The sequence below is a fragment of the Methylomonas sp. Uni0011 genome, assembly GCF_056850255.1.
The window spans coordinates 46,158-65,395 of record NZ_JBVVNO010000006.1; the positions used below are offsets into that span (position 1 = coordinate 46,158).

Genomic DNA, 19,238 nt, shown 5'->3' on the forward strand with positions numbered 1-19,238 from the left:
TATTCATAGCATGACCGGCTATTTACGTCACGCGTCGACAGGCGATTAGCCCAATATTTCATGATAGCTAAAGTTTCTACGCCAGCTTCAGCCCCGATAGATTTCGATTCGATTAAAAATTTAACCACCGCCGAGACTCAGGCGGTTGACCGGTTGATTTTAAACGAACTGAGCTCCGATGTTGTGCTGATCAATCAAATCGGCCATTACATCATCGGTAACGGCGGCAAGCGGTTACGGCCGATGTTGCTGTTGCTGGCAGCAAAGGCTTTGGGACAGGTCGACGAGCGCCACTTGATACTGGCGGCCGTGATCGAATTCATTCACACCGCGACCTTGCTGCACGACGATGTGGTCGACGAGTCCGAGTTGCGGCGCGGTAAAGAATCCGCCAATGCGGTGTGGGGTAATGCAGCCAGCGTCTTGGTCGGCGACTATTTATATTCCAGTGCGTTCGAAATGATGGTGCGGACCGACAACATGCGGGTGATGGCCATCATGTCCAAGACCACTACCGCAATCGCTGAAGGCGAGGTATTGCAGTTGTTGAACTGCAACAACCCGGAGACCAGCGAAGCCAAGTACCTGGAAGTGATTGCCCGCAAAACGGCGATTCTATTCAGCACGGCCACCCGGTTGGCCGCCGTGGTTTCAGGCGCGGATGCAGCGACCGAAGAAGCCTTGGCGATTTACGGCCAGCAACTGGGTGTGGCGTTTCAGTTGATCGACGACGCCCTGGATTACAAGGCCAATAGTGAGGAGCTGGGTAAGAATCTTGGCGACGATCTGGCCGAGGGCAAACCGACCCTGCCGCTGATTTACGCCATCCAACACGGCGACCAGCGTCAGTCGCAAATCGTGGTCAATGCGATCCGGCAGGGTTCGCGCGAGGCGTTCAATGACGTGTACGAAGTCGTAAAAGCGACCAATGCGATCGAGTATACCGAGCAGTGTGCCGAACGCGCGGCTGGGCTGGCTATTGCCGCTCTGGAGTGTCTGCCGGATTCGGAATACAAACAAGCCCTCGAAGCGCTGGCGCACTTTTCGGTGCAACGTAGTCATTAACCCTCTTCGGCTTCTTCCGCCAGCGTCAGCAGTTGCTGGATGTTTTCCGTCAGCGTTGCGTACAACGTCTCCGACTTTTCCAGGAGCTGTTGAAAAAAAACGCCGATTTCACCTTCCTCCAGATTGGTCTGCGCGGCAAATATGCGCTCTTCCAGCAGGCTGATCGCGTCCATATCCACAAAATCCGCTAACCGGGCCAATTCCGGCGACTGAGCCAGCGTTGCCGCCGCTTCGGTTTTATGGGCGGCGGAAATCTGTTCGGCGATTTTAGCGGCGCAATCGCCAATTTGGCTGGCGGTTTCGAACAAGCCTTGTAGCAAATCCAAGTCTGCGCACAGAGCCTCCAATCGGTCTGCCGTGGTTTGGATGTCGGCCAATAAGCGTTTGCTGCGTTTTTTTATCGATTTCATCAGTTTGGTCCGGAAGCGTAAGTCTGCAATTTTGCGGCCAGGCCGCTGTGTCTGGTAACCCGGTGGTCGACGCAGGCATTGAAGATGGCTTGGTCGGCGCTGACCGCCACCGATTGCTTGGCGCGGGTGATCGCCGTGTACAACAGCTCCTTGCTCAGCACCGGATTCACGACATCCGGTAACGCAATCAAGATGTTTTCAAACTCCGAGCCTTGGCTTTTGTGGATCGTCATCGCGAATACTGTCTCCCAGGGCGGTAGCCGGGCCGGTAACACTTTACGGAATTGCTCGCCGCGCTGGAAAAATACCCGGAGCTGGCTGCCTTGTTCAGGGTCGCTCAAGCATAAGCCGATATCACCGTTGTACAATTGCATGCCGGCGTGGTTGGCGGTAATCATGACGGGTTTGCCGGCGTACCATGTCGAGCCGGGCCGGATTTTGCCCCGGTTTGCCAGCTCCAGTTCTACCCGCCGATTAATCTCGCCGACCGAGTTATGGCCGCGTTGATTGCTGCAAAGCACCCGAAAGCGGTTGAAGGCGGCGAAAATTTCAGTCGGGTCGCAGCCGTTCGGAATCGCCTGCAGGTATTCGGCATAATTTTCGATGATCCAATCGATCGGATCGCCGGTCAGGCGCCTAATCGGCGGGCTTGGCTCTTGCAGTAGTTGCCAGGCTTGATCCGCATCCTGGCAGTTCACGGCGATGGCGAGTTGTTTGATGCGGCCTTGAAACCGATGCGATTTTTGTAGTTCCACCGTGCGCTCGGCCAGGCCGGCGGCTAGGTCGGCCAAGACCGAGCCGGATTCGACCGAGGCCAGCTGGTCTTTATCGCCCAGTAAAATCAGACGCGATCCTGGTTTAAGCGCATCGACCAATTTGCTCATTAACGCCAGATCGACCATTGAAGTTTCGTCCACCACCACCACATCGTAAGGCAGCGGATTTTCGGCGTCGTGGCGGAAATACGGCGTCGGCGGCTTGGCGCCGAGCAGCCGGTGCAGCGTGTGGGCTTGTTCCGGAATTCGGTCTTTCAATTCGTCGACGCAAGCCAGACCGGGTTTGTTGGCGACAATCGACTCTTGCAGGCGCATCGCGGCTTTGCCGGTGGGTGCGGCCAGGGCGATATGTAATGCTTGGCGACTGGTTTCCAGCAATAGGGTCAAAATTTTCAGCACCGTCGTGGTTTTGCCGGTTCCGGGGCCGCCGGTAATGATGCTCAGGGCCTGACTAACCGCCGCTTGCGCTGCGGTTTTTTGCCAATCGATTTCGTCGCCTTGGCTTGGGAAATAGCGGTCGAGGCTGGCTGCGAGATGTCCGGTATCGAATTTTTGTCGGGCCAGTGCCGCAAGTTGCCTCGCCAGGCGCTCCTCGTAATGCCAATAGCGGTGCAAATACAGGCGCTCGGTTTCGGCAATCAACGGTGTGGTTTTGCCGGTGGAGGCCAGGCCTGAGGCCATCACTACAGCCATGTCCTCCGCGTCGATCGCTATGCAGCTATGGCCGGCGCCTTGTTGGGCCGATAACTGCAGCAGCAAGGCTTCGAAGCGGTTTTTTTTTGCCCCGCTCAAGCGGCTGCGTTCGGCGAGGAAGCGGGCGAATCCGCGATCGAGGTCGGTAAAAGTTGGTTGATCGGTCATGGGGCAATGGTTGGATCGGGTGCCGGTTATCATAGCAATTGCATTGCAGCTGGCGACAGGAAATAAAACCTATTGTTTTATAAGATTTTTGCCGCTACCGGGGCGTTAACCGAGCTTGCAATTGCCCTAATTATCATTTAACTTACCGACCCACCTAAAAGGCTAGGGGTGTTTCCGCCCAATTCCAGAGCGGAAGCTGAGAAAAACCCTTCGAACCTGATCCGGTTAATGCCGGCGTAGGAAAGCCAATCCTTCCCTGCGCTCGCGATTTATTCTGTTTTTGGAGATAAGCATGAGCGCTGTCCGCAATGAAATTACTACCGACACCGGCAGTAGCGTAAGAATCGATTCCTACCCCGCCTCGGAAAAAATCTACATCCAGGGCAGCCGTCCCGACATGCGGGTGCCGATGCGGCAGATTAATCTGTCCGATACCCCGGCCCATTTCGGCGCTGAAAAAAATCCGCCGATTTTCGTCTACGACACTTCCGGCCCTTATACCGACCCGAATGTCGACATCAACCTGCACCAAGGCCTGGGTTCGGTGCGCGGTAAATGGATAGAAGAGCGCGGCGACACCGAGTTATTGAGCGGCCCGACCTCAAAATACGGCCACGAGCGGCTGCACGATCCCAAGACCGCACACCTGCGTTTCGAACTGACCCGCAACCCACGCCGCGCCAAAGCCGGCCATAACGTCAGTCAGATGCATTACGCCCGTAAAGGCATCATCACGCCGGAAATGGAATATATCGCCATCCGCGAGAACCAGAACCTCGAAGCGATGCGTGACCGTTACCAAGGCCAGCATCCCGGCTTTTCCTATGGCGCCAACATTCAGTCCTTCATCACCCCGGAATTCGTGCGCTCCGAAGTGGCGCGCGGCCGGGCCATTATTCCGGCCAACATTAACCACCCGGAATTGGAGCCGATGATCATCGGCCGCAACTTCCTGGTCAAGATCAACGGCAACCTGGGCAATTCGGCGATCACTTCCTCGATTGAAGAAGAAGTCGAAAAAATGTTGTGGGGCATCCGCTGGGGTGCGGACACCATCATGGACTTATCCACCGGCAAAAACATCCACGAAACCCGCGAATGGATTCTACGCAACTCGCCGGTACCGATCGGCACCGTGCCGATTTATCAAGCGCTGGAAAAAGTCGACGGCAAGGCCGAAGAACTGACCTGGGAAATCTTCCGCGACACTTTGATCGAACAAGCCGAGCAAGGCGTCGATTACTTCACCATCCATGCCGGCGTGCGCCTGCATCACGTGCCGCTGACCGCCAAACGCCTGACCGGCATCGTTTCCCGCGGCGGTTCGATCATGGCCAAATGGTGCCTGGCGCACCACACCGAAAGCTTCCTGTATACGCATTTCGAAGAAATCTGCGAAATCATGAAAGCCTACGACGTGTCGTTCTCGTTGGGGGATGGCTTGCGTCCGGGTTCGATTTACGACGCCAACGACGCCGCCCAGTTCGGTGAGCTGGAAACCTTGGGCGAACTGACTCAAATCGCCTGGAAACACGACGTGCAAACCATGATCGAAGGCCCCGGCCACGTGCCGTTGCAAATGATCAAGGTCAACATGGACAAGCAGCTGGAAGATTGCTTCGAAGCGCCGTTCTATACCTTGGGGCCTTTGACCACCGATATCGCCCCCGGCTATGACCACATCACCTCGGCGATCGGCGCCGCCAACATCGGCTGGTACGGCTGTGCGATGCTCTGCTATGTGACCCAGAAAGAGCATCTGGGCTTGCCCAACAAGCAGGACGTCCGCGAAGGCATCGTCACCTACAAAATCGCCGCCCACGCCGCCGACTTGGCGAAAGGCCACCCCGGCGCGCAGATCCGCGACAACGCGATGTCCAAGGCTAGGTTCGAATTCCGCTGGGAAGACCAGTTTAATTTGGCGCTGGACCCCGAGAAAGCCCGTTCTTTCCACGACGAAACCCTGCCCAAGGAATCGGCCAAGGTTGCTCACTTCTGCTCGATGTGCGGCCCGCATTTCTGCTCGATGAAAATCACCCAGGACGTGCGCAACTATGCCGAGCAAAAAGGCCTGGAAGAAGCGGAAGCTTTGAAAATAGGCATGGAAGAGAAGTCCAAGCAATTTCTCGAAGAAGGCGCCGCGATTTATCACGAAGTTTAAGCGTTGTCTCTGCAGCCGCCGGTCTCCGGCGGCTGCCTCCCTGCATTTATCGCCCGCGGCTATGTAGCCGGCCCGTTGCCGACATCCTGTGTCGAGTTTGGATAAAATCCTTACTTCATCTATATTTGCAGCACAAAGCTGCAGTAAAACCAATCTTGACCTTTTTTCATGGCGACAGCACCTTCCAACATTCATTTTAGCGGTCTGGTTAAGTGCCTGATTCAGAAGGGGCTGCTGACAGAAGAGTCGGCAGCGACCTGTTTACAGGAGGCGCAAAAGCGCAAACAGGCGTTCATTAGCTATTTGGTCGAACACAAATACGCGGATAGCAAAACCATCGCCACGCTGGCCTCGGCCGAATTCGGCGTGCCGTTTTTCGATCTGGACGCGATCGATCCCGCGTTTCTGCCGATCAAAATGGTCAGCGAAAAATTGATTCGCCAGCACCACGCCTTACCCCTATTTAAACGCGGTAACCGTTTGTTCGTCGCGACGGCCGACCCGACTAATTTCCAGGCCCTGGACGAGATCAAGTTCCACACCCGGCACAACACCGAAAATATTCTGGTCGAAGAAGACAAACTGATCAGAATGATAGACACGGCGCTGGAAGCCGCGGATACGTCGATGAAGGATCTGCTCGACGACGATCTGGACAACATCGATATTTCCGCCGGCGACGAGGCCAAGCCGGCCGAAGACGCTATGGGTTCGGATATCGACGACGCGCCTATCGTCCGCTTCGTGAATAAGATTTTGCTGGATTCGATCAAGCGCGGCGTATCGGATATTCACATGGAACCGTTCGAGAAGCGGTTCCGCATCCGCTTCCGCGCCGACGGCATACTGTCGGAAGTGGCGAGTCCGCCGGTCGGTATCGCCAATCGGATCATTTCCCGACTGAAAGTCATGTCCAAGATGGACATCGCCGAACGGCGGGTGCCGCAGGACGGCCGGATCAAGATGCAGATCTCGAAAAACCGCGCCATCGACTTCAGGGTCAACACCTGTCCGACCTTGTTCGGCGAAAAAGTGGTGTTACGGATTCTGGATCCGACCAGCGCCCAGATCGGTATCGAAAAACTCGGGTTCGAACCGGAACAGCAGAAAAATTTCCTGGATGCGATTCATAAACCCTACGGGATGGTGTTGGTCACCGGGCCGACCGGTAGCGGTAAGACGGTGTCGCTGTATACCGGCTTGAATATTCTGAACAGCGTCGAAACCAATATTTCCACGGCCGAAGACCCGGTAGAGATCACTGTAGAAGGCATCAACCAGGTCAACGTCAACCCTAAAGCCGGGTTGACTTTTGCCGAAGCGCTCAAAGCATTCTTGCGGCAGGACCCGGACATCATCATGGTCGGCGAGATCCGCGACTATGAAACCGCCAGTATTGCGGTCAAAGCAGCCCAAACCGGCCACTTGGTGTTGTCGACGCTGCACACCAACGACGCGCCGCAGACCATCAACCGGCTGGTACAGATGGGGATAGAGCCGTTCAATATCGTCTCGGCAGTTTTGCTGATTATGGCGCAACGTTTGGCGCGGCGTCTGTGCGAGCATTGCAAGAAGGAAATGGATTACCCGGAAAGCGCGCTGATCTCGGCCGGCTTCAAAAAGGAAGAACTTGGCACTTTCAAGATATACGGTCCGGTGGGCTGCGAGCATTGCAATAACGGCTACAAAGGGCGGGTCGGTATTTACCAGGTGATGCCGATCACCGAAAAAATGCGGGCCTTGATCCTGCGCGGCGGCAATGCGATGGAGATGGCCGAATTGTCCCGCAGCGAAGGCATCAACGATTTGCGCACCTCCGGCTTGTTGAAAATCCGCCAGGGCATCACCTCGCTGGAAGAAATTGACCGCGTCACCACGGAATAATCATGGCAAAACAAGAAGAGCAGATCGAATTCAATTGGGACGGTTTCGACAAACAAAACCGGAAAACCAAAGGCACTATCAGTGCCAAAAGCGAAGTGATCGCTCGCGCCGAGCTGCGGCGGATGGGCATCCGGGTGATCGGCATCAAACCCAAGGCGAAACCCTTGTTCAGTCCGCGGGTGCAAAAAATCACGCCGGGAGATATTGCCGTTTTTGCCCGCCAATTGGCGACCATGCTGGCGGCCGGCGTACCGTTGGTGCAGTCGTTCGATATCATCGGCAAGGGCCACGACAACGCCAGCATGTCGGAAATGCTGTTGTCGATCAAAGCCGACGTCGAGGGTGGCGATACGCTGGCGCAAGCATTGGGTCGTAAGCCGCTCTATTTCGACGCCTTGTTTTGCAATCTGGTCGAAGCCGGCGAACACGCCGGGGTATTGGAAACCTTGTTGGATAAGATTGCCACTTACAAGGAAAAAACCGAGTCGATCAAGAAAAAAGTCAAGAAAGCGTTGACCTATCCGGTGGCGGTATTGGTGGTGGCGTTTATCGTTACGGCCATTTTGCTGGTGTTCGTGGTGCCGGTGTTCGAGGACTTGTTCAAAGGCTTCGGCGCCGATTTGCCGGCGTTCACCAAATTCGTCATCGATTTGTCGGCCTGGGTACAGGAATGGTGGTGGGCCGTGGTCGGCGTGCTATTTGTCGCCGGCTACACCTTTACCTACTTTAAAAAGCGCTCGAAGGCCTTCAACCATTTTCTGGATCGGACTCTGTTGAAAATACCGGTGGTCGGTATGATTTTGCAAAAATCGGCCATCGCCCGCTTTGCCAGAACCCTCTCGACCATGTCGGCCGCCGGCGTACCCTTGGTCGAAGCCTTGGTTTCGGTGGCCGGCGCGTGCGGTAACATCTTGTTTTACGAGGCGGTGATGAAGGTGCGCGACGATGTTGCGACCGGCCAGCAATTGAAGTTCGCCTTGGAAACCACCGGCATATTTCCGAATATGGTGGTACAGATGGTGGCGATCGGCGAAGAATCCGGTTCGATCGATGCCATGCTGGACAAGGTTGCCGACTTTTACGAGGAAGAGGTCGATAACTTGGTCGACAACCTGAGCAGTTTGATGGAGCCTATCATCATGGTGATCTTGGGGATTTTGGTCGGCGGTTTGATCGTGGCGATGTATTTGCCGATCTTCAAATTGGGCGCCGCTATCTAACCTGATGCCGGTTCCGGCCTATTAGCAGGCGGCGGACCGGCCAGTCTTTACTGCTTACCTATGTTGTTTAATGTCTTAGCTCAATCTCCCGGTTTTCTGGCCGCAAGCGCTTTAGTACTCGGCTTGCTGGTCGGCAGTTTTCTGAATGTGGTGATTTACCGGCTGCCGCTGATGATGCAGGCTGCGTGGCGGCGCGAGTGCCGCGAATACCTGGAATTGCCAGCCGAAGCCCCGGGCGAGCGTTTCGATCTGTTATTGCCGGCTTCGCACTGCCCGGCTTGCAAAGCCGAAATCAAAGCCTATCAAAACATCCCGGTCCTGAGCTTCTTGCTGCTCGGCGGCAAATGCGCCAACTGCGGCAACAAAATCGGTTGGCGTTATCCTTCGATAGAGGCCTTTACCGGCCTGTGTTCGGCGCTGGTCGCTTGGCAACTGGGTTACGGCTGGGCGCTGGCGTTTGCGTTGCCGTTGACCTGGTGTCTGATTGCACTGAGTTTTATCGATATCGACCAGCAATTGCTGCCGGACTCGATCACGCTGCCTTTGGTCTGGCTGGGTTTGCTGCTCAGCGTGTTCGGCATTTTTGCCGACAGCCGCGACAGTATCGTCGGCGCGGTAGCCGGTTATTTAAGCTTGTGGAGCGTCTACCACGGCTTTAAATTGCTGACCGGCAAGGACGGCATGGGTTACGGCGATTTCAAATTACTGGCCGTATTCGGCGCCTGGCTGGGCTGGCAATATTTGCCGTTGATAATCTTGTTGTCTTCCCTGGTCGGTGCGGTGGTTGGCATCGCGATGATCGTGTCCTGCCGGCGCGATGCGGCCAAGCCGATTCCGTTCGGGCCTTATCTGGCTATGGCCGGGTGGCTGGCGCTATTGTGGGGTGAGCAAATGAATGCCTGGTATCTGCGGCTTGCAGGTCTGTGACCGATGTTGAAAATCGGTTTGACCGGTGGCATCGGCTGCGGCAAAACCACGGTATGCCGTCTGTTTGCCGACTTGGGCGTGCCGGTGGTCGATGCCGATTTGATCGCCCGCCGCTTGGTTGAACCGGGTGAGCCGGCCTTGCAAGCCATCGTCCAGACATTCGGTGCCGACATGTTGAAAACCGACGGCAGCCTGGATCGGCCCAAGCTGCGCGAGGCGATCTTTTCCGATCCGGAGCAAAAGCGGCGGCTGGACGCCATCATGCATCCGCGGGTATACGCCCGTATCGCCGCCGATGTGGCGGCATTGCAGGCCGATTACTGCCTGATTGCGGTGCCGTTGTTGCTCGAATCTAAAAATCCTTATGTTGTGGACCGGATCCTGGTGGTAGATTGTCCGCAACCCCTGCAGATCGAACGGGTCGTAACCCGGGACAAACTCAGCGCCGAACAGGCGCAGGCCATCGTGGCCAGTCAGATGTCGCGGCCGGAACGGCTGGCCCGCGCCGACGATGTGATCGACAATAGCGCCGGGCCGGAGCTGCTTGCAGAACAGGTTAAAAGCCTGCACAATTCCTACATTTTTTTAGCCACCGCCAGGACACCACCGGCTTGAATACACAAATAGTCTACGAATTCCCGCTTAACGAACGAATTCGTGTGTTTATGCGCTTGGAGCAGCTCTTTCAACAGCTCAGCCATTTCATGTTGGGCGCTTCGGTTTTCGACAAACGCGCCGCCATCTCCGTCTTGTTGGATATTCTGACCATCTTCAGCCGCAGCGATCTTAAATCCGAATTGATCAAAGAATTGGACCGCCACACCAAAGTGTTGAACCAATTGGCCCATAATCACGGCGTCGACGACGAAAAACTGCAGGAAATTCTGGCCGACTTGAATCAGGCCAGCCGCAATTTATACAGCGCCAACGGCAAGATCGGCATCAGCGTGATGGAAAGCGATTTGTTTCAGAGTATCTCGCAGCGTAATTCGATACCCGGCGGCAGTTGCTCGTTCGATCTGCCGGCGTTTCATTACTGGCTGGAGCAGGATGAAGCAGAGCAGCAGAAAGATCTGGAGCGTTGGACCCAACCGTTTGTCGATATCCGGGTCGCGATCGACCTGATTTTAGGCTTCATCCGTCAAAGCAGTATTCCAACCCCGGAGCTTGCCAAAGCCGGTTTTTTTCAACTGGCGCTCGACAACAAAAACCATCCGGTGCAGTTGCTGCGCGTGGCTTTGCAACCGGAGCAGCGCTGTTTCGCCGAGATCAGCGGCGGCAAACACCGCTTCAGCATTCGCTTCATGATCCCGTCGGCCGATGAGAACCGGCCGTGCCAAACCCAGGACGATGTCGAATTCCATTTGACCCGCTGCATGTTCTGATGGCCGCGCAGTCCCCGCCGCAAGTCGCCTGCCCGACCTGCCGTAAACCGGTGGCCTGGGTTGCCGCCGAAAAATTCAAACCGTTTTGCTCGGAGCGCTGCAAGCTGATCGACCTCGGCGATTGGGCCACCGAAGCGCACAAGATTCCCGGTCCGCCGGTTTGGGACGACGAAAACCCCGACCTGCCGAACCTCGATGACGGTGAAGTGGGTTAACACACCCGGTGCTGAGTCTGACTGCGGCCCGATATGAGGTGGCTGCAAAGCTCGGACGTGATAGTCAACAGCAATAAGGGATTTTGTCGAGAGGCCGCTTCAAGCCAAAAAACCGCTGATGCCGGCTATGCCTTGGGCGCCGGCGGCTTGCGCCTGCATCAGATCCTGCCGGCTCAAACCGCCCAAGGCGAAGACCGGCAAGTTGGCGCACTCCAGTAGTTCGCTAAAGCGTTGCCAGCCCAATGGTGGCGTGTCGGGGTGCGATGCGGTCGGCATGACCGGCGCCAACACCGCAAAATCCACCCCAATCGCCAGCGCATGCTGCAGCTCCCATGCATTGTGGCAAGACGCGGCGACCCAGCGCATTCCGGACGGACGTCGATCCAGTCTTATTAGGGCCCGGCTGCTCAAATGGATGCCTTGCGCCTGACTAATATCCAAATCCAGATCGGCGTTGACCAGCACCTCGACGGCATGGTGCCGGCATTGCTGCAATACCCGTTCGAGCACGGTTTGTTTGTCATTCGCGCTTAGCGTTTTGGCCCGGAATTGCACTAATTTGACGCCGTTGTCGATGATGCGTTGGCAATTGGCGATGACCGTTTCCGCGTCCGGACCTTCCAGGATGGCGTAATACGCCGGCAGCCGGGCGGCGGCGATGATAGGCAGGTTGGCGGCCGGAAAGGTGAAGTCGGAAAGCTGGCCGGCGCTAACCCATTGCATGGCCTGGCCTTCGCAGGGCCGGGCTTCGCCGCTGAACGAGTTGACGTTCCAGACGTCCAGCAACACCCGGCGGTCGCCGTAATCGTGGCGGATTTTGATCAAAGGCTCGGCAGCGGCGACCCGAATCCCGACCTCTTCCTCCAGCTCCCGCGCTAGGGCCTGCAACACCGGCTCGCCGGGTTCGAGCTTGCCGCCGGGAAACTCCCACAAGCCGCCCTGGTGCGCGTGTTGTGCGCGTCGGGCGATAAGTATCCGACCGGCCGTGTCGCGAACGACGCCGACCGCGACGTGAACCACGTTATTTGGCTGGAGCATGGGCGGAATTAAGTGCGGTATTCGGCGTTGATTTTGACGTAATCGTAGGAAAAATCGCAGGTCAACACCTGTTCGCTGGCCGAGCCGCGGCCCAAACGCACCGTGACGTCGATTTCCTGCTGACTCATGACCCGCTGGCCGTCCTGTTCGGTGTAAGACGGCGCGCGGCCGCCGTTTTCGACGATGCAGACCGTACCCAGGTAAATCTCGATTTTCTCCAGCTCCATATTTTCGACGCCGGCCCGGCCCACGGCGGCCAATATCCGGCCCCAGTTCGGGTCGCTGGCGAAGAACGCGGTTTTGACCAGCGGCGAATGGGCAATGGTTTTTGCCACTTGCAGCGCTTCGGCGCTGTCGCGGGCTTGCTCGACGATGATGCGCATCAGCTTGGTGGCGCCTTCACCGTCGCGAATGATCAATTCCGCCAGCCGTTTGCAGACCGAGGCCAAGGCTGCGCTGAACGCCGCCAGATGCTCGCTGCCGGGCAAAATCTCCGGCGCGCCGCTGCAGCCGCTGGCCAATACCACGCAGGCGTCGTTGGTCGAAGTATCGCCGTCGACGGTGATCCGGTTAAACGATTGCTCGACCGCCGCATTCAGGCACTCTTGCAGCAGACCCTGCTCGATTTTGGCGTCGGTGGCGATAAAGCCCAGCATCGTCGCCATATTGGGCTGGATCATGCCGGCGCCTTTGGAAATGCCGGTAATCGCGACCGGATGGCCGCCGATGTCGAGCTTCAACGAGGCGCCTTTCGGAAAGGTGTCGGTGGTCATGATTGCTCGCGCCGCCCGGTCCCAGTGCGATTCCGCCAGATTGGCGACCGCGGCCGGCAGCGCCGCCGCCAGTTTTTCCACCGGCAGCGGTTCGCCGATCACGCCGGTCGAAAACGGCAGCACTTGCTGCGCCAACGCATCGACTTCTCCAGCCAAACCGGCGCAGCAGGCAAAGGCGTCCTGCAAGCCTTGCTTGCCGGTGCCGGCATTGGCATTGCCGGAGTTGACCAGCAGCCAGCGCGGGTTCATCGGCAAATGCGCCTTGGCGACCTGTACCGGCGCCGCGCAAAAGGCGTTTTGGGTGAATACCGCCGCGCAACTGCCGCCTTCGGCCATTGCGATGACCAAGATGTCGTCGCGCACGGTTTGTTTGATGCCGGCGTTACTGGAGCCGAGTTTGATGCCTTGGACGGCATACATTTCAGGAAATGAGGTGTCTCCGACTGCCATTGTTTACCTTGTTAGACTGATTAACTAATTTTGTTGTGTCGCTATCGCGACGAATATTTTAATGTCGGTTCGCGGACCGACAACCGCGATACTTTCTTTTGCGTCGCCAAAAGACAGTATCCAAAGAAAAGGCGACCCGGACGCCGCTTATTCCCTGTGCTTCTCGCTTTTGGCGAGGGTTTTCGGAAGGGCTATCCTTAGCCCTCCGAAAACGAGCGGCATCCATGCCGCTCCCCTATCGGGCTTATCTCGCCAAAAGCTGCGATGCTCGGCGCGGCATACGGGAACAAAACCATCCCGGAATTTGGATGTGCTTGCTGGTATCAACCTTAACTCGATAATAAAACGTAGGGTGGGCAACGCTTTTTTGCCCGCCTTTTTGAGTCGATAACTATAAATCCGCGTGGGCACAAACAGCCGTGCCCACCCTACCGGGCTGTTCCCGCCGAAAGCTCCGGTGCTCGGCGCGGCATACGGGGCCAAAACCATCCCGGAATTTGGCAAGTAATTTACACACCACAGCCTTTTGTTCAACCCTCGTAGGGTGCATTAGCGATAGCGTAATGCACCGAAAAATCGAAGGCCAACATGCGGCGCAATACGGCTTCGCCTATTGACCTAAGGATTGCTCCTTATTGCTTTTTTCTAGCACGTTCAATGTGCTTGATTTCGATTAAAGCTGGCGTGCGATGGTGCCCGTTGAATGCATGGTACAACGTGCCCTGGACCGTAATTTGTTTTCCTTCATAGTCTTTAAGATTCTCTTTGCCAAGGGGGACAAGCGTTACTTGATGCTGATTTTGTTCTGCTTCTTCGTAATCCTTCGGGTTGTACCCAACACAAATTGGTTTTTCCAAAAGTAAGATTGCTTGAGTTTCACGAGAATCGGAATTTGGGTTTTCTCCATAGCTAGGAGGCCCAAAGGATGTTTGTAGCTTTACCTTTCCGCTGAGGGTAACGGGATTTCCGCCGTAATGAAGGCATGTCTCCGAGACTACAGGCAGAGAGCAGACTAACAAACACATTAACGACAGAAGGCGAAAAGTCATGATGGTGTCTAACAAATATGATTAAACGGTTTCTGTATATCATCTGGTGTCCGCAATTTCTAAGGAGACGGTTTTTCTCCCGTATGCCGCGCCGAGCACCGGAGCTTTCGGCGGGAATGGCCCGTAGGGGTGCGGCAGGGATGCCGCACATCGACAGAGGGGCAGGAAGCCCCTTCTGTCGATCCCCGTCGAAAGCGAGGAGCGCAGGGAAAAAGCGGCGTCCGGGTGGCGTTTCTTTTGGTGACTTTTCTTTGGCCAAACAAAGAAAAGTTACTCGGCTGTCGGGCCGAGACCCGACATCAAATCAAGCCGTCGCGATAGCGACACAACCAAAAACTCAACCCACTTCCAAAACAATCACATACTCCCCATCACCCGCACGAGTCTCCAACACCTGATGCCCATTAATCCGACACCAGGCCGGAATATCCTGCATCACCCCTGGATCGGTGCATTCCACGGTCAATACGTCGCCGGGCTGTAAAGTCTTGACCTTGTCCTGGGTGCGGATCACCGGCAACGGGCACAGCAGCCGGCGTGCGTTTAACGTGAATTCGCTCATACGAACCACTCCTCGGGAATTTGCTCGGCTGCCAACGGCGTTACGAAAATATTACGTTCGGCACCGGCGCGGTCGCGTATCGTCACTTCGACTTGCTCGGCGTCGCGGCCCTGGCCGTAACGTGCCAGGATTTGCCCGGCCAAGGCCAAATCGTCTTCGCCGACTTCGCCGTCGATCAGCACCAACGGCCCGCGGTGGCTGGTGCAATGCATGCTGACGAACTCTTTTTTATAGCCGCTCATGAAGCGGGCTTCGCCATCCTCGCGGGCGACGATGATTTTGAAATGCGGGCGGGGGCGAATATGGCGGCCGACCTTCAACAGCATGATGTCGTCCAGATCGTAGTCGCGCTTGCCGCGGGCCTGCCACAGGTCGGTCAATTTTAAGGAATAACTTTCGTCGGTTAGGAAGCAGCAGCCGCCGGCCGGTTGGGCGTAGTCGGCAAAACCGAATTCTTTGGCCAAGCTCATTTGCGGTTTGCGGGAGCGGCCGCTGAAGCCGAACATCTTGTCGCGGCTGATCCAGCCCTCGCGTTCCGGCAAGGTGGCCGGCAGATTTTGCGCCGACAGCGGCCGCACCAGCAAGTCGTCGGCACCGGATTCGGCGGCGACGATCGGCATGGTCTGCTTGCGCTGCGACATCGGCCGTTGGCCGACCACTTCGCCGGTGATGATGAAATCGAAGCCGTTTTCCTGCATCCACTGTTTGGCCTTGTTGACCATGAAGATCTTGCAGTCCAGGCACGGGTTCAGATTGGCGCCGTAGCCGTGTTTGGGATTCAGCAACACCTGTTTGTATTCTTCGATGATATCGATGATGTGTAGCTTGATGCCGAGTTGTTCGGCTACCCACAGTGCGTTGTTGCGCTTGACCTTGTCGGCATCCTGCTTGCGGATGGCGTGGGTGTGGCCTTCGACGCAAAATCCGGTAAAGAAGTTGATGCCTTCGACATGGATGCCCTGGTTCATGATGGTCTGGCAGGCCAGCATGGAATCCAGGCCGCCGGAAATCAGCGCCACGGCTTTTCGTTGTTGACTCATAACGGGGGGGAATTAACGGAAAAAACGCAGCATTATACTGCGGATTAGGCGTTCAGGGTTAAGCCGAATGCGGCGACGGGTTGTAAAAGCCCACAAATAACAAGGGCTTGCGCATGTGTCCGTTGCCGTAAGCCGGGGCGAGTGCGAACGGCGAACAGATGGCCTGGGCTAAGGCTGCCAAATTTGGGCGTCGTAATAACGGATCAATTCCGCCGTATTATTGATTTGCAATTTGCCGCACAGCCGCGATTTGTAAGTGCTGACGGTTTTGTTGCTGATTGCCAGTTCCTGGCCGATTTCGGTAATGCCTTTGCCGTTGGCCAGCATTTGCAGAATTTGAAACTCGCGGGCAGACAGTTTTGGGTGCGGTTTCGATTCCGGGGCTACTATGTCGGCAAAGGCCAATTTTTCGGCCAGCTTCGGGTCGATAAAGCGTTGGCCGGCCGCGACTGCGCGGATGGCGGCCATCAGCGTTTCCGGGTCGCTGTCTTTGGTCAGGTAACCTTTGGCGCCGGCCCTCAACGCCAGGCTAACGATTTGCAGCTCGTTGTGCATGCTCAACACCAGCACCGGCAGCGTCGGGAACTCCCGCCGGATCCGGCTTATCGTTTCGCAGCCGCCCGGGCCGGGCATGTTCAAATCCAGCAGAACCAGGTCTACTGTGCAGCGCTGCAGGCAGTCCAGCAGTTGTTCGCTGTTTTCGGCTTCGCCGCCAATTTCGATGTCCGCGTTCAGTGCGAACAATTGTTTGAGCCCGCTACGCACGATGGCGTGGTCGTCGGCTATGAGCAGTCGAATCATAAAAGGTATCTGTTGGGGGTGGCCGGAACCCGGACCCGAATGGTCGTGCCCGTGTCCGGGTTGCTGAGGAATTCGCTTGTGCCGCCCAGCATAATGGCGCGTTCCTGGATGCCGATCAAACCGAACGATTGGGCTTTCCTGGCGTCCGATGCAGCGAATCCCCGACCGTTATCGCAAATTTCCAGGTAGTAAAAGCCGGGCTCCATGGCGATGCGAATTTTAACCTTGTCTGCGCCGGAATGCTTCAGGACGTTGGTCAGCGACTCCTGGACAATGCGGAATAACGCCGTTGCGCATTCTTCGTCCATTTCCGGGCCGTTGTCGGGATGACTGAAATCGCAGGCAATGCCGGATTGGTCGGAGAATTTTTTGATGTGCCATTGCAGCGCCGGCACGATGCCCATTTCAAGCGCCGACGGCCGTAAGGAGGTCGCTACGTCGCGGGTGACTTCTATGGTTTTGTCCAATAACAGCATCGTATCGCGAATTTTCTCGGCCAGTTCGGCGTTGCCCTCGGCGAACCGCAGACGCATCAGCGAGATCTGCATGCGCAGTGCGGTCAGCATCTGGCCGAGTTCGTCGTGGATCTCGCGGGCGATGCGTCTGCGTTCTTCTTCGCGGGCTTTTTCGCGGCGGGCGTAGAGTTGCCGTAATCGGGAGCGGGAGTATTCCAGGTCGCGTTCGATTTCTTTCAGCTCGGTAATGTCTTGCGACGTACCCACCGCGCGCAGAAACCGGCCCTGGCTGTCGAAGTCGAGTTCGGCCCGTTCCCGCAGCCATTTGAGCTCGCCGTTGACCAGGATCCGGTGCTGGATATCGTACGGCGCGCCGTTCATCGCCGCCTGCCAGGCTTGGTCGATAAAAGCCCGGTCGTCCGGATGCACGCAGTCCAGGAAATGTTGGTAGGTGACGGCGGCCCCGAGCGGAGTGCCGAATATCCGGTAGTTTTCGTCCGACCAATGCAAGCTGGTGCGGTCGGCGTCCAACCGCCAACTGCCCAGATGAGCCTGTGCTTGGGCGTGGGCCAGATGGGCTTCGCTGTCGCGTAAGGCGTTCTCGATGGTTTTGTAGCGGGTTACATCGATGTTAACGCCGACGATTTTTTGCTGCTCGCCGTTCGGGCCGCTGCCGACGATGGCGGCCGCCTGGATGTAGCGCAAACTGCCGTCGTTTTGGCGGCGGATGCGGAATTCCCAATGTTGTTCCCGCCTGTCGTGAATCAACTTGCGCAGTTTGGCCTTGCAGCGCGGCAAATCTTCCTGGACTACCAGTTGCGCCCAAGCCTCGTAATCGATCGGCGTGCCTTGGGCGATACCGAACATCTGGTACATGCGCGGGTCCCAGTCGGCTTGACCGCTGCCGATCTCCCATTCACAGATGCCGATGGCCGAGGCCTGGGTGGCCAGCCGCAAGCGCTCGCTGTAGTTACGCAAGGTATCTTCCGCGACGCGTTGTTCGGTAATGTCTCTGGCCAGTCCGGTGGTGCCGAGCACTTCGCCGCTTTCGCCGATCACCGGCGATTTGATCGTTTCAGTCCAGGTTTCGCGGCCGGCGTCGAACGCGCGTTCGGTGAGCTGGATTTGACGACGGTTCTGCATGACCTCCAGGTCCACTGCCAGATAATGTTCGGCCAGTTCGCGCGGCCAGATGTCGTAATCGGTAATACCGTCTAGCGCCTGTAGTTCTTTGATGCCGACCGCCTGCAACCAATGCTTGTTGGCTTGCAGGTAACGGCCGTCGCGGTCTTTCATCCAGGCCAGGAACGGCAGGTTGTCGTATATCGCCCGCAGGCTGGCGGCCGATTCGCCGATCCTTTTTTGGGCAGACTTCAATTCGGTGACATCGGTCACCAGTACGAAAAAACCGTTGACCCGGCCGTCGCCGTGATCGGGCAGATAGGCCGTCTGGGTGTAGCGCTCCCTGCCGGAAACATCGACGATGGTGCGTTCGAAAAACTGGGGTTCTCCGGCTAAAACGGCTTCCAGATAGGGTTGGTTCAAGCCATACAATTTATCGCCGATCACGTCGCGGATGTGCTTGCCGAGCATGCTGCTCGGCGTAAAACCGAACCACTCCTCGTAGGCCGTGTTGCCGAATCGGTTGTGCAGATTCCGGTCCCAGTAACCGATCATGGCCGGCATGTGGTTTAGAACCGCACTCAAATTCGGGCTGTGCTCCAGCACTTCGGCCGCGGATTCTGCCGGCGCAGGGGGCGGGCTCGGCGGCCGGGACGAGAATAGCAACAAGTGGGCTTGGCCTTGCGGGCTGTCGATCCGGCGAATTTTCAGCGACAGCGGAATCCAGGTATTGTCAGTGCTGCTCAGGTAAAGGTCGATCACGGCCGAAGCTTCGGCGGCATGCGAGGTGGCCGGCCACAACTCGTCTGCGATCAGGTAGCGCCGGGTCCGGTCTGCATGATATAGGGCCGGTTGCCATTCGCCGACCTTGGCGAGCTTGCGGCCGGCGAGTCCGAACAGCGATTCGGCGGCGGGATTGGCGTATAGGATCTGGTGCTTGGCGTCCAGCACCAGGACCGCGTCATCGATACTCGCGACAATGCCGTATAGCCAGTCGATTTCGGCATACGGGTCATTCAGCTTGAAACGAGTGTGGGGCATGGC

The 19,238-nt window shown here is 56.9% G+C and carries 17 protein-coding genes and 1 riboswitch; of the genes, 8 read left to right on the forward strand and 9 right to left on the reverse strand.

Annotation, left to right across the window (positions count from 1 at the left end):
- The first annotated feature begins 60 nt into the window (after window positions 1-60).
- On the forward strand, window positions 61-1,065 hold the full coding sequence (gene ispB / locus AC0IM9_RS09730) for an octaprenyl diphosphate synthase (protein ID WP_278210256.1): 1,005 nt from the start codon (window positions 61-63) through the stop codon (window positions 1,063-1,065).
- Here the strand turns inward: ispB and AC0IM9_RS09735 are convergent.
- Together AC0IM9_RS09735 and recD are read right to left on the reverse strand one after the other, a co-directional pair.
- Entirely contained in the window at window positions 1,062-1,475 is a 414-nt protein-coding gene (locus tag AC0IM9_RS09735) for a hypothetical protein (RefSeq protein ID WP_278210259.1), read from the reverse strand. The two genes, ispB and AC0IM9_RS09735, sit on opposite strands and share 4 nt — an antisense overlap.
- On the reverse strand, window positions 1,475-3,112 hold the full coding sequence (recD, locus tag AC0IM9_RS09740; RefSeq protein ID WP_482803869.1) for an exodeoxyribonuclease V subunit alpha: 1,638 nt from the start codon (window positions 3,110-3,112) through the stop codon (window positions 1,475-1,477). The genes AC0IM9_RS09735 and recD overlap by 1 nt, the downstream gene beginning before the upstream one ends.
- Before the next feature lie 154 nt (window positions 3,113-3,266).
- Window positions 3,267-3,372: riboswitch (TPP riboswitch) on the forward strand.
- A gap of 32 nt (window positions 3,373-3,404) precedes the next feature.
- On the opposite strand from recD, the gene thiC reads away from it, so the two are divergent.
- The 7 genes from thiC to AC0IM9_RS09775 all read left to right on the forward strand — a co-directional run bounded on the left by thiC (window position 3,405) and on the right by AC0IM9_RS09775 (window position 10,904).
- Entirely contained in the window at window positions 3,405-5,273 is a 1,869-nt protein-coding gene (gene thiC, locus AC0IM9_RS09745; protein WP_140913439.1) for a phosphomethylpyrimidine synthase ThiC, read from the forward strand.
- A 168-nt stretch (window positions 5,274-5,441) separates the two neighbouring features.
- Window positions 5,442-7,157, forward strand: a complete 1,716-nt coding sequence (gene pilB / locus AC0IM9_RS09750) for a type IV-A pilus assembly ATPase PilB (protein WP_140913440.1) — start codon at window positions 5,442-5,444, stop codon at window positions 7,155-7,157.
- 2 nt (window positions 7,158-7,159) lie between these two features.
- Entirely contained in the window at window positions 7,160-8,377 is a 1,218-nt protein-coding gene (locus tag AC0IM9_RS09755) for a type II secretion system F family protein (RefSeq protein ID WP_140913441.1), read from the forward strand.
- 60 nt (window positions 8,378-8,437) lie between these two features.
- Entirely contained in the window at window positions 8,438-9,304 is an 867-nt protein-coding gene (locus AC0IM9_RS09760) for a prepilin peptidase (protein WP_482803870.1), read from the forward strand.
- A gap of 3 nt (window positions 9,305-9,307) precedes the next feature.
- On the forward strand, window positions 9,308-9,919 hold the full coding sequence (gene coaE, locus AC0IM9_RS09765) for a dephospho-CoA kinase (protein ID WP_482803871.1): 612 nt from the start codon (window positions 9,308-9,310) through the stop codon (window positions 9,917-9,919).
- Entirely contained in the window at window positions 9,916-10,689 is a 774-nt protein-coding gene (zapD, locus tag AC0IM9_RS09770; RefSeq protein WP_140913444.1) for a cell division protein ZapD, read from the forward strand. The genes coaE and zapD overlap by 4 nt, the downstream gene beginning before the upstream one ends.
- A complete protein-coding gene (locus tag AC0IM9_RS09775) occupies window positions 10,689-10,904 on the forward strand; it encodes a DNA gyrase inhibitor YacG (protein WP_482803872.1) in 216 nt (71 codons plus the stop codon). Before zapD ends, AC0IM9_RS09775 begins: the two co-directional genes overlap by 1 nt.
- 99 nt (window positions 10,905-11,003) lie before the next feature.
- Here AC0IM9_RS09775 and AC0IM9_RS09780 read toward each other — a convergent pair whose 3' ends face one another.
- From AC0IM9_RS09780 to AC0IM9_RS09810, 7 genes are all read right to left on the reverse strand, one after another.
- Window positions 11,004-11,942: a Nudix family hydrolase gene (locus AC0IM9_RS09780; protein WP_482803873.1), complete on the reverse strand. Its 939-nt coding sequence runs from the start codon at window positions 11,940-11,942 to the stop codon at window positions 11,004-11,006.
- Window positions 11,943-11,950: 8 nt separating this feature from the next.
- Window positions 11,951-13,165, reverse strand: a complete 1,215-nt coding sequence (gene argJ / locus AC0IM9_RS09785; RefSeq protein ID WP_482803874.1) for a bifunctional glutamate N-acetyltransferase/amino-acid acetyltransferase ArgJ — start codon at window positions 13,163-13,165, stop codon at window positions 11,951-11,953.
- Between the two features lie 632 nt (window positions 13,166-13,797).
- Window positions 13,798-14,214, reverse strand: a complete 417-nt coding sequence (locus tag AC0IM9_RS09790; RefSeq protein WP_482803875.1) for a DUF4431 domain-containing protein — start codon at window positions 14,212-14,214, stop codon at window positions 13,798-13,800.
- A gap of 337 nt (window positions 14,215-14,551) precedes the next feature.
- The gene (locus AC0IM9_RS09795; protein ID WP_445371829.1) at window positions 14,552-14,776 is read right to left on the reverse strand and encodes a sulfurtransferase TusA family protein; all 225 of its coding nucleotides are present in this window, start codon (window positions 14,774-14,776) and stop codon (window positions 14,552-14,554) included.
- Window positions 14,773-15,816: a tRNA (5-methylaminomethyl-2-thiouridylate)-methyltransferase gene (locus AC0IM9_RS09800; protein ID WP_140913450.1), complete on the reverse strand. Its 1,044-nt coding sequence runs from the start codon at window positions 15,814-15,816 to the stop codon at window positions 14,773-14,775. The genes AC0IM9_RS09795 and AC0IM9_RS09800 overlap by 4 nt, the downstream gene beginning before the upstream one ends.
- Window positions 15,817-15,984: 168 nt before the next feature.
- The gene (locus AC0IM9_RS09805) at window positions 15,985-16,617 is read right to left on the reverse strand and encodes a response regulator (protein ID WP_278210281.1); all 633 of its coding nucleotides are present in this window, start codon (window positions 16,615-16,617) and stop codon (window positions 15,985-15,987) included.
- Window positions 16,614-19,235, reverse strand: coding sequence for a sensor histidine kinase (locus tag AC0IM9_RS09810; protein ID WP_482803876.1), 2,622 nt, complete (start codon window positions 19,233-19,235; stop codon window positions 16,614-16,616). Before AC0IM9_RS09810 ends, AC0IM9_RS09805 begins: the two co-directional genes overlap by 4 nt.
- Window positions 19,236-19,238 lie beyond the last annotated feature (3 nt).

What these genes read in the sequence shown, in the direction of transcription:
- ispB (WP_278210256.1), top strand. Translation starts at nt 61, where the DNA reads ATGATAGCTAAAGTTTCTACGCCAGCTTCAGCCCCGATAGATTTCGAT.
- AC0IM9_RS09735 (WP_278210259.1), bottom strand. Translation starts at nt 1,475, where the DNA reads ATGAAATCGATAAAAAAACGCAGCAAACGCTTATTGGCCGACATCCAA.
- recD (WP_482803869.1), bottom strand. Translation starts at nt 3,112, where the DNA reads ATGACCGATCAACCAACTTTTACCGACCTCGATCGCGGATTCGCCCGC.
- thiC (WP_140913439.1), top strand. Translation starts at nt 3,405, where the DNA reads ATGAGCGCTGTCCGCAATGAAATTACTACCGACACCGGCAGTAGCGTA.
- pilB (WP_140913440.1), top strand. Translation starts at nt 5,442, where the DNA reads ATGGCGACAGCACCTTCCAACATTCATTTTAGCGGTCTGGTTAAGTGC.
- AC0IM9_RS09755 (WP_140913441.1), top strand. Translation starts at nt 7,160, where the DNA reads ATGGCAAAACAAGAAGAGCAGATCGAATTCAATTGGGACGGTTTCGAC.
- AC0IM9_RS09760 (WP_482803870.1), top strand. Translation starts at nt 8,438, where the DNA reads ATGTTGTTTAATGTCTTAGCTCAATCTCCCGGTTTTCTGGCCGCAAGC.
- coaE (WP_482803871.1), top strand. Translation starts at nt 9,308, where the DNA reads ATGTTGAAAATCGGTTTGACCGGTGGCATCGGCTGCGGCAAAACCACG.
- AC0IM9_RS09775 (WP_482803872.1), top strand. Translation starts at nt 10,689, where the DNA reads ATGGCCGCGCAGTCCCCGCCGCAAGTCGCCTGCCCGACCTGCCGTAAA.
- AC0IM9_RS09780 (WP_482803873.1), bottom strand. Translation starts at nt 11,942, where the DNA reads ATGCTCCAGCCAAATAACGTGGTTCACGTCGCGGTCGGCGTCGTTCGC.
- argJ (WP_482803874.1), bottom strand. Translation starts at nt 13,165, where the DNA reads ATGGCAGTCGGAGACACCTCATTTCCTGAAATGTATGCCGTCCAAGGC.
- AC0IM9_RS09790 (WP_482803875.1), bottom strand. Translation starts at nt 14,214, where the DNA reads ATGACTTTTCGCCTTCTGTCGTTAATGTGTTTGTTAGTCTGCTCTCTG.
- AC0IM9_RS09795 (WP_445371829.1), bottom strand. Translation starts at nt 14,776, where the DNA reads ATGAGCGAATTCACGTTAAACGCACGCCGGCTGCTGTGCCCGTTGCCG.
- AC0IM9_RS09800 (WP_140913450.1), bottom strand. Translation starts at nt 15,816, where the DNA reads ATGAGTCAACAACGAAAAGCCGTGGCGCTGATTTCCGGCGGCCTGGAT.
- AC0IM9_RS09805 (WP_278210281.1), bottom strand. Translation starts at nt 16,617, where the DNA reads ATGATTCGACTGCTCATAGCCGACGACCACGCCATCGTGCGTAGCGGG.
- AC0IM9_RS09810 (WP_482803876.1), bottom strand. Translation starts at nt 19,235, where the DNA reads ATGCCCCACACTCGTTTCAAGCTGAATGACCCGTATGCCGAAATCGAC.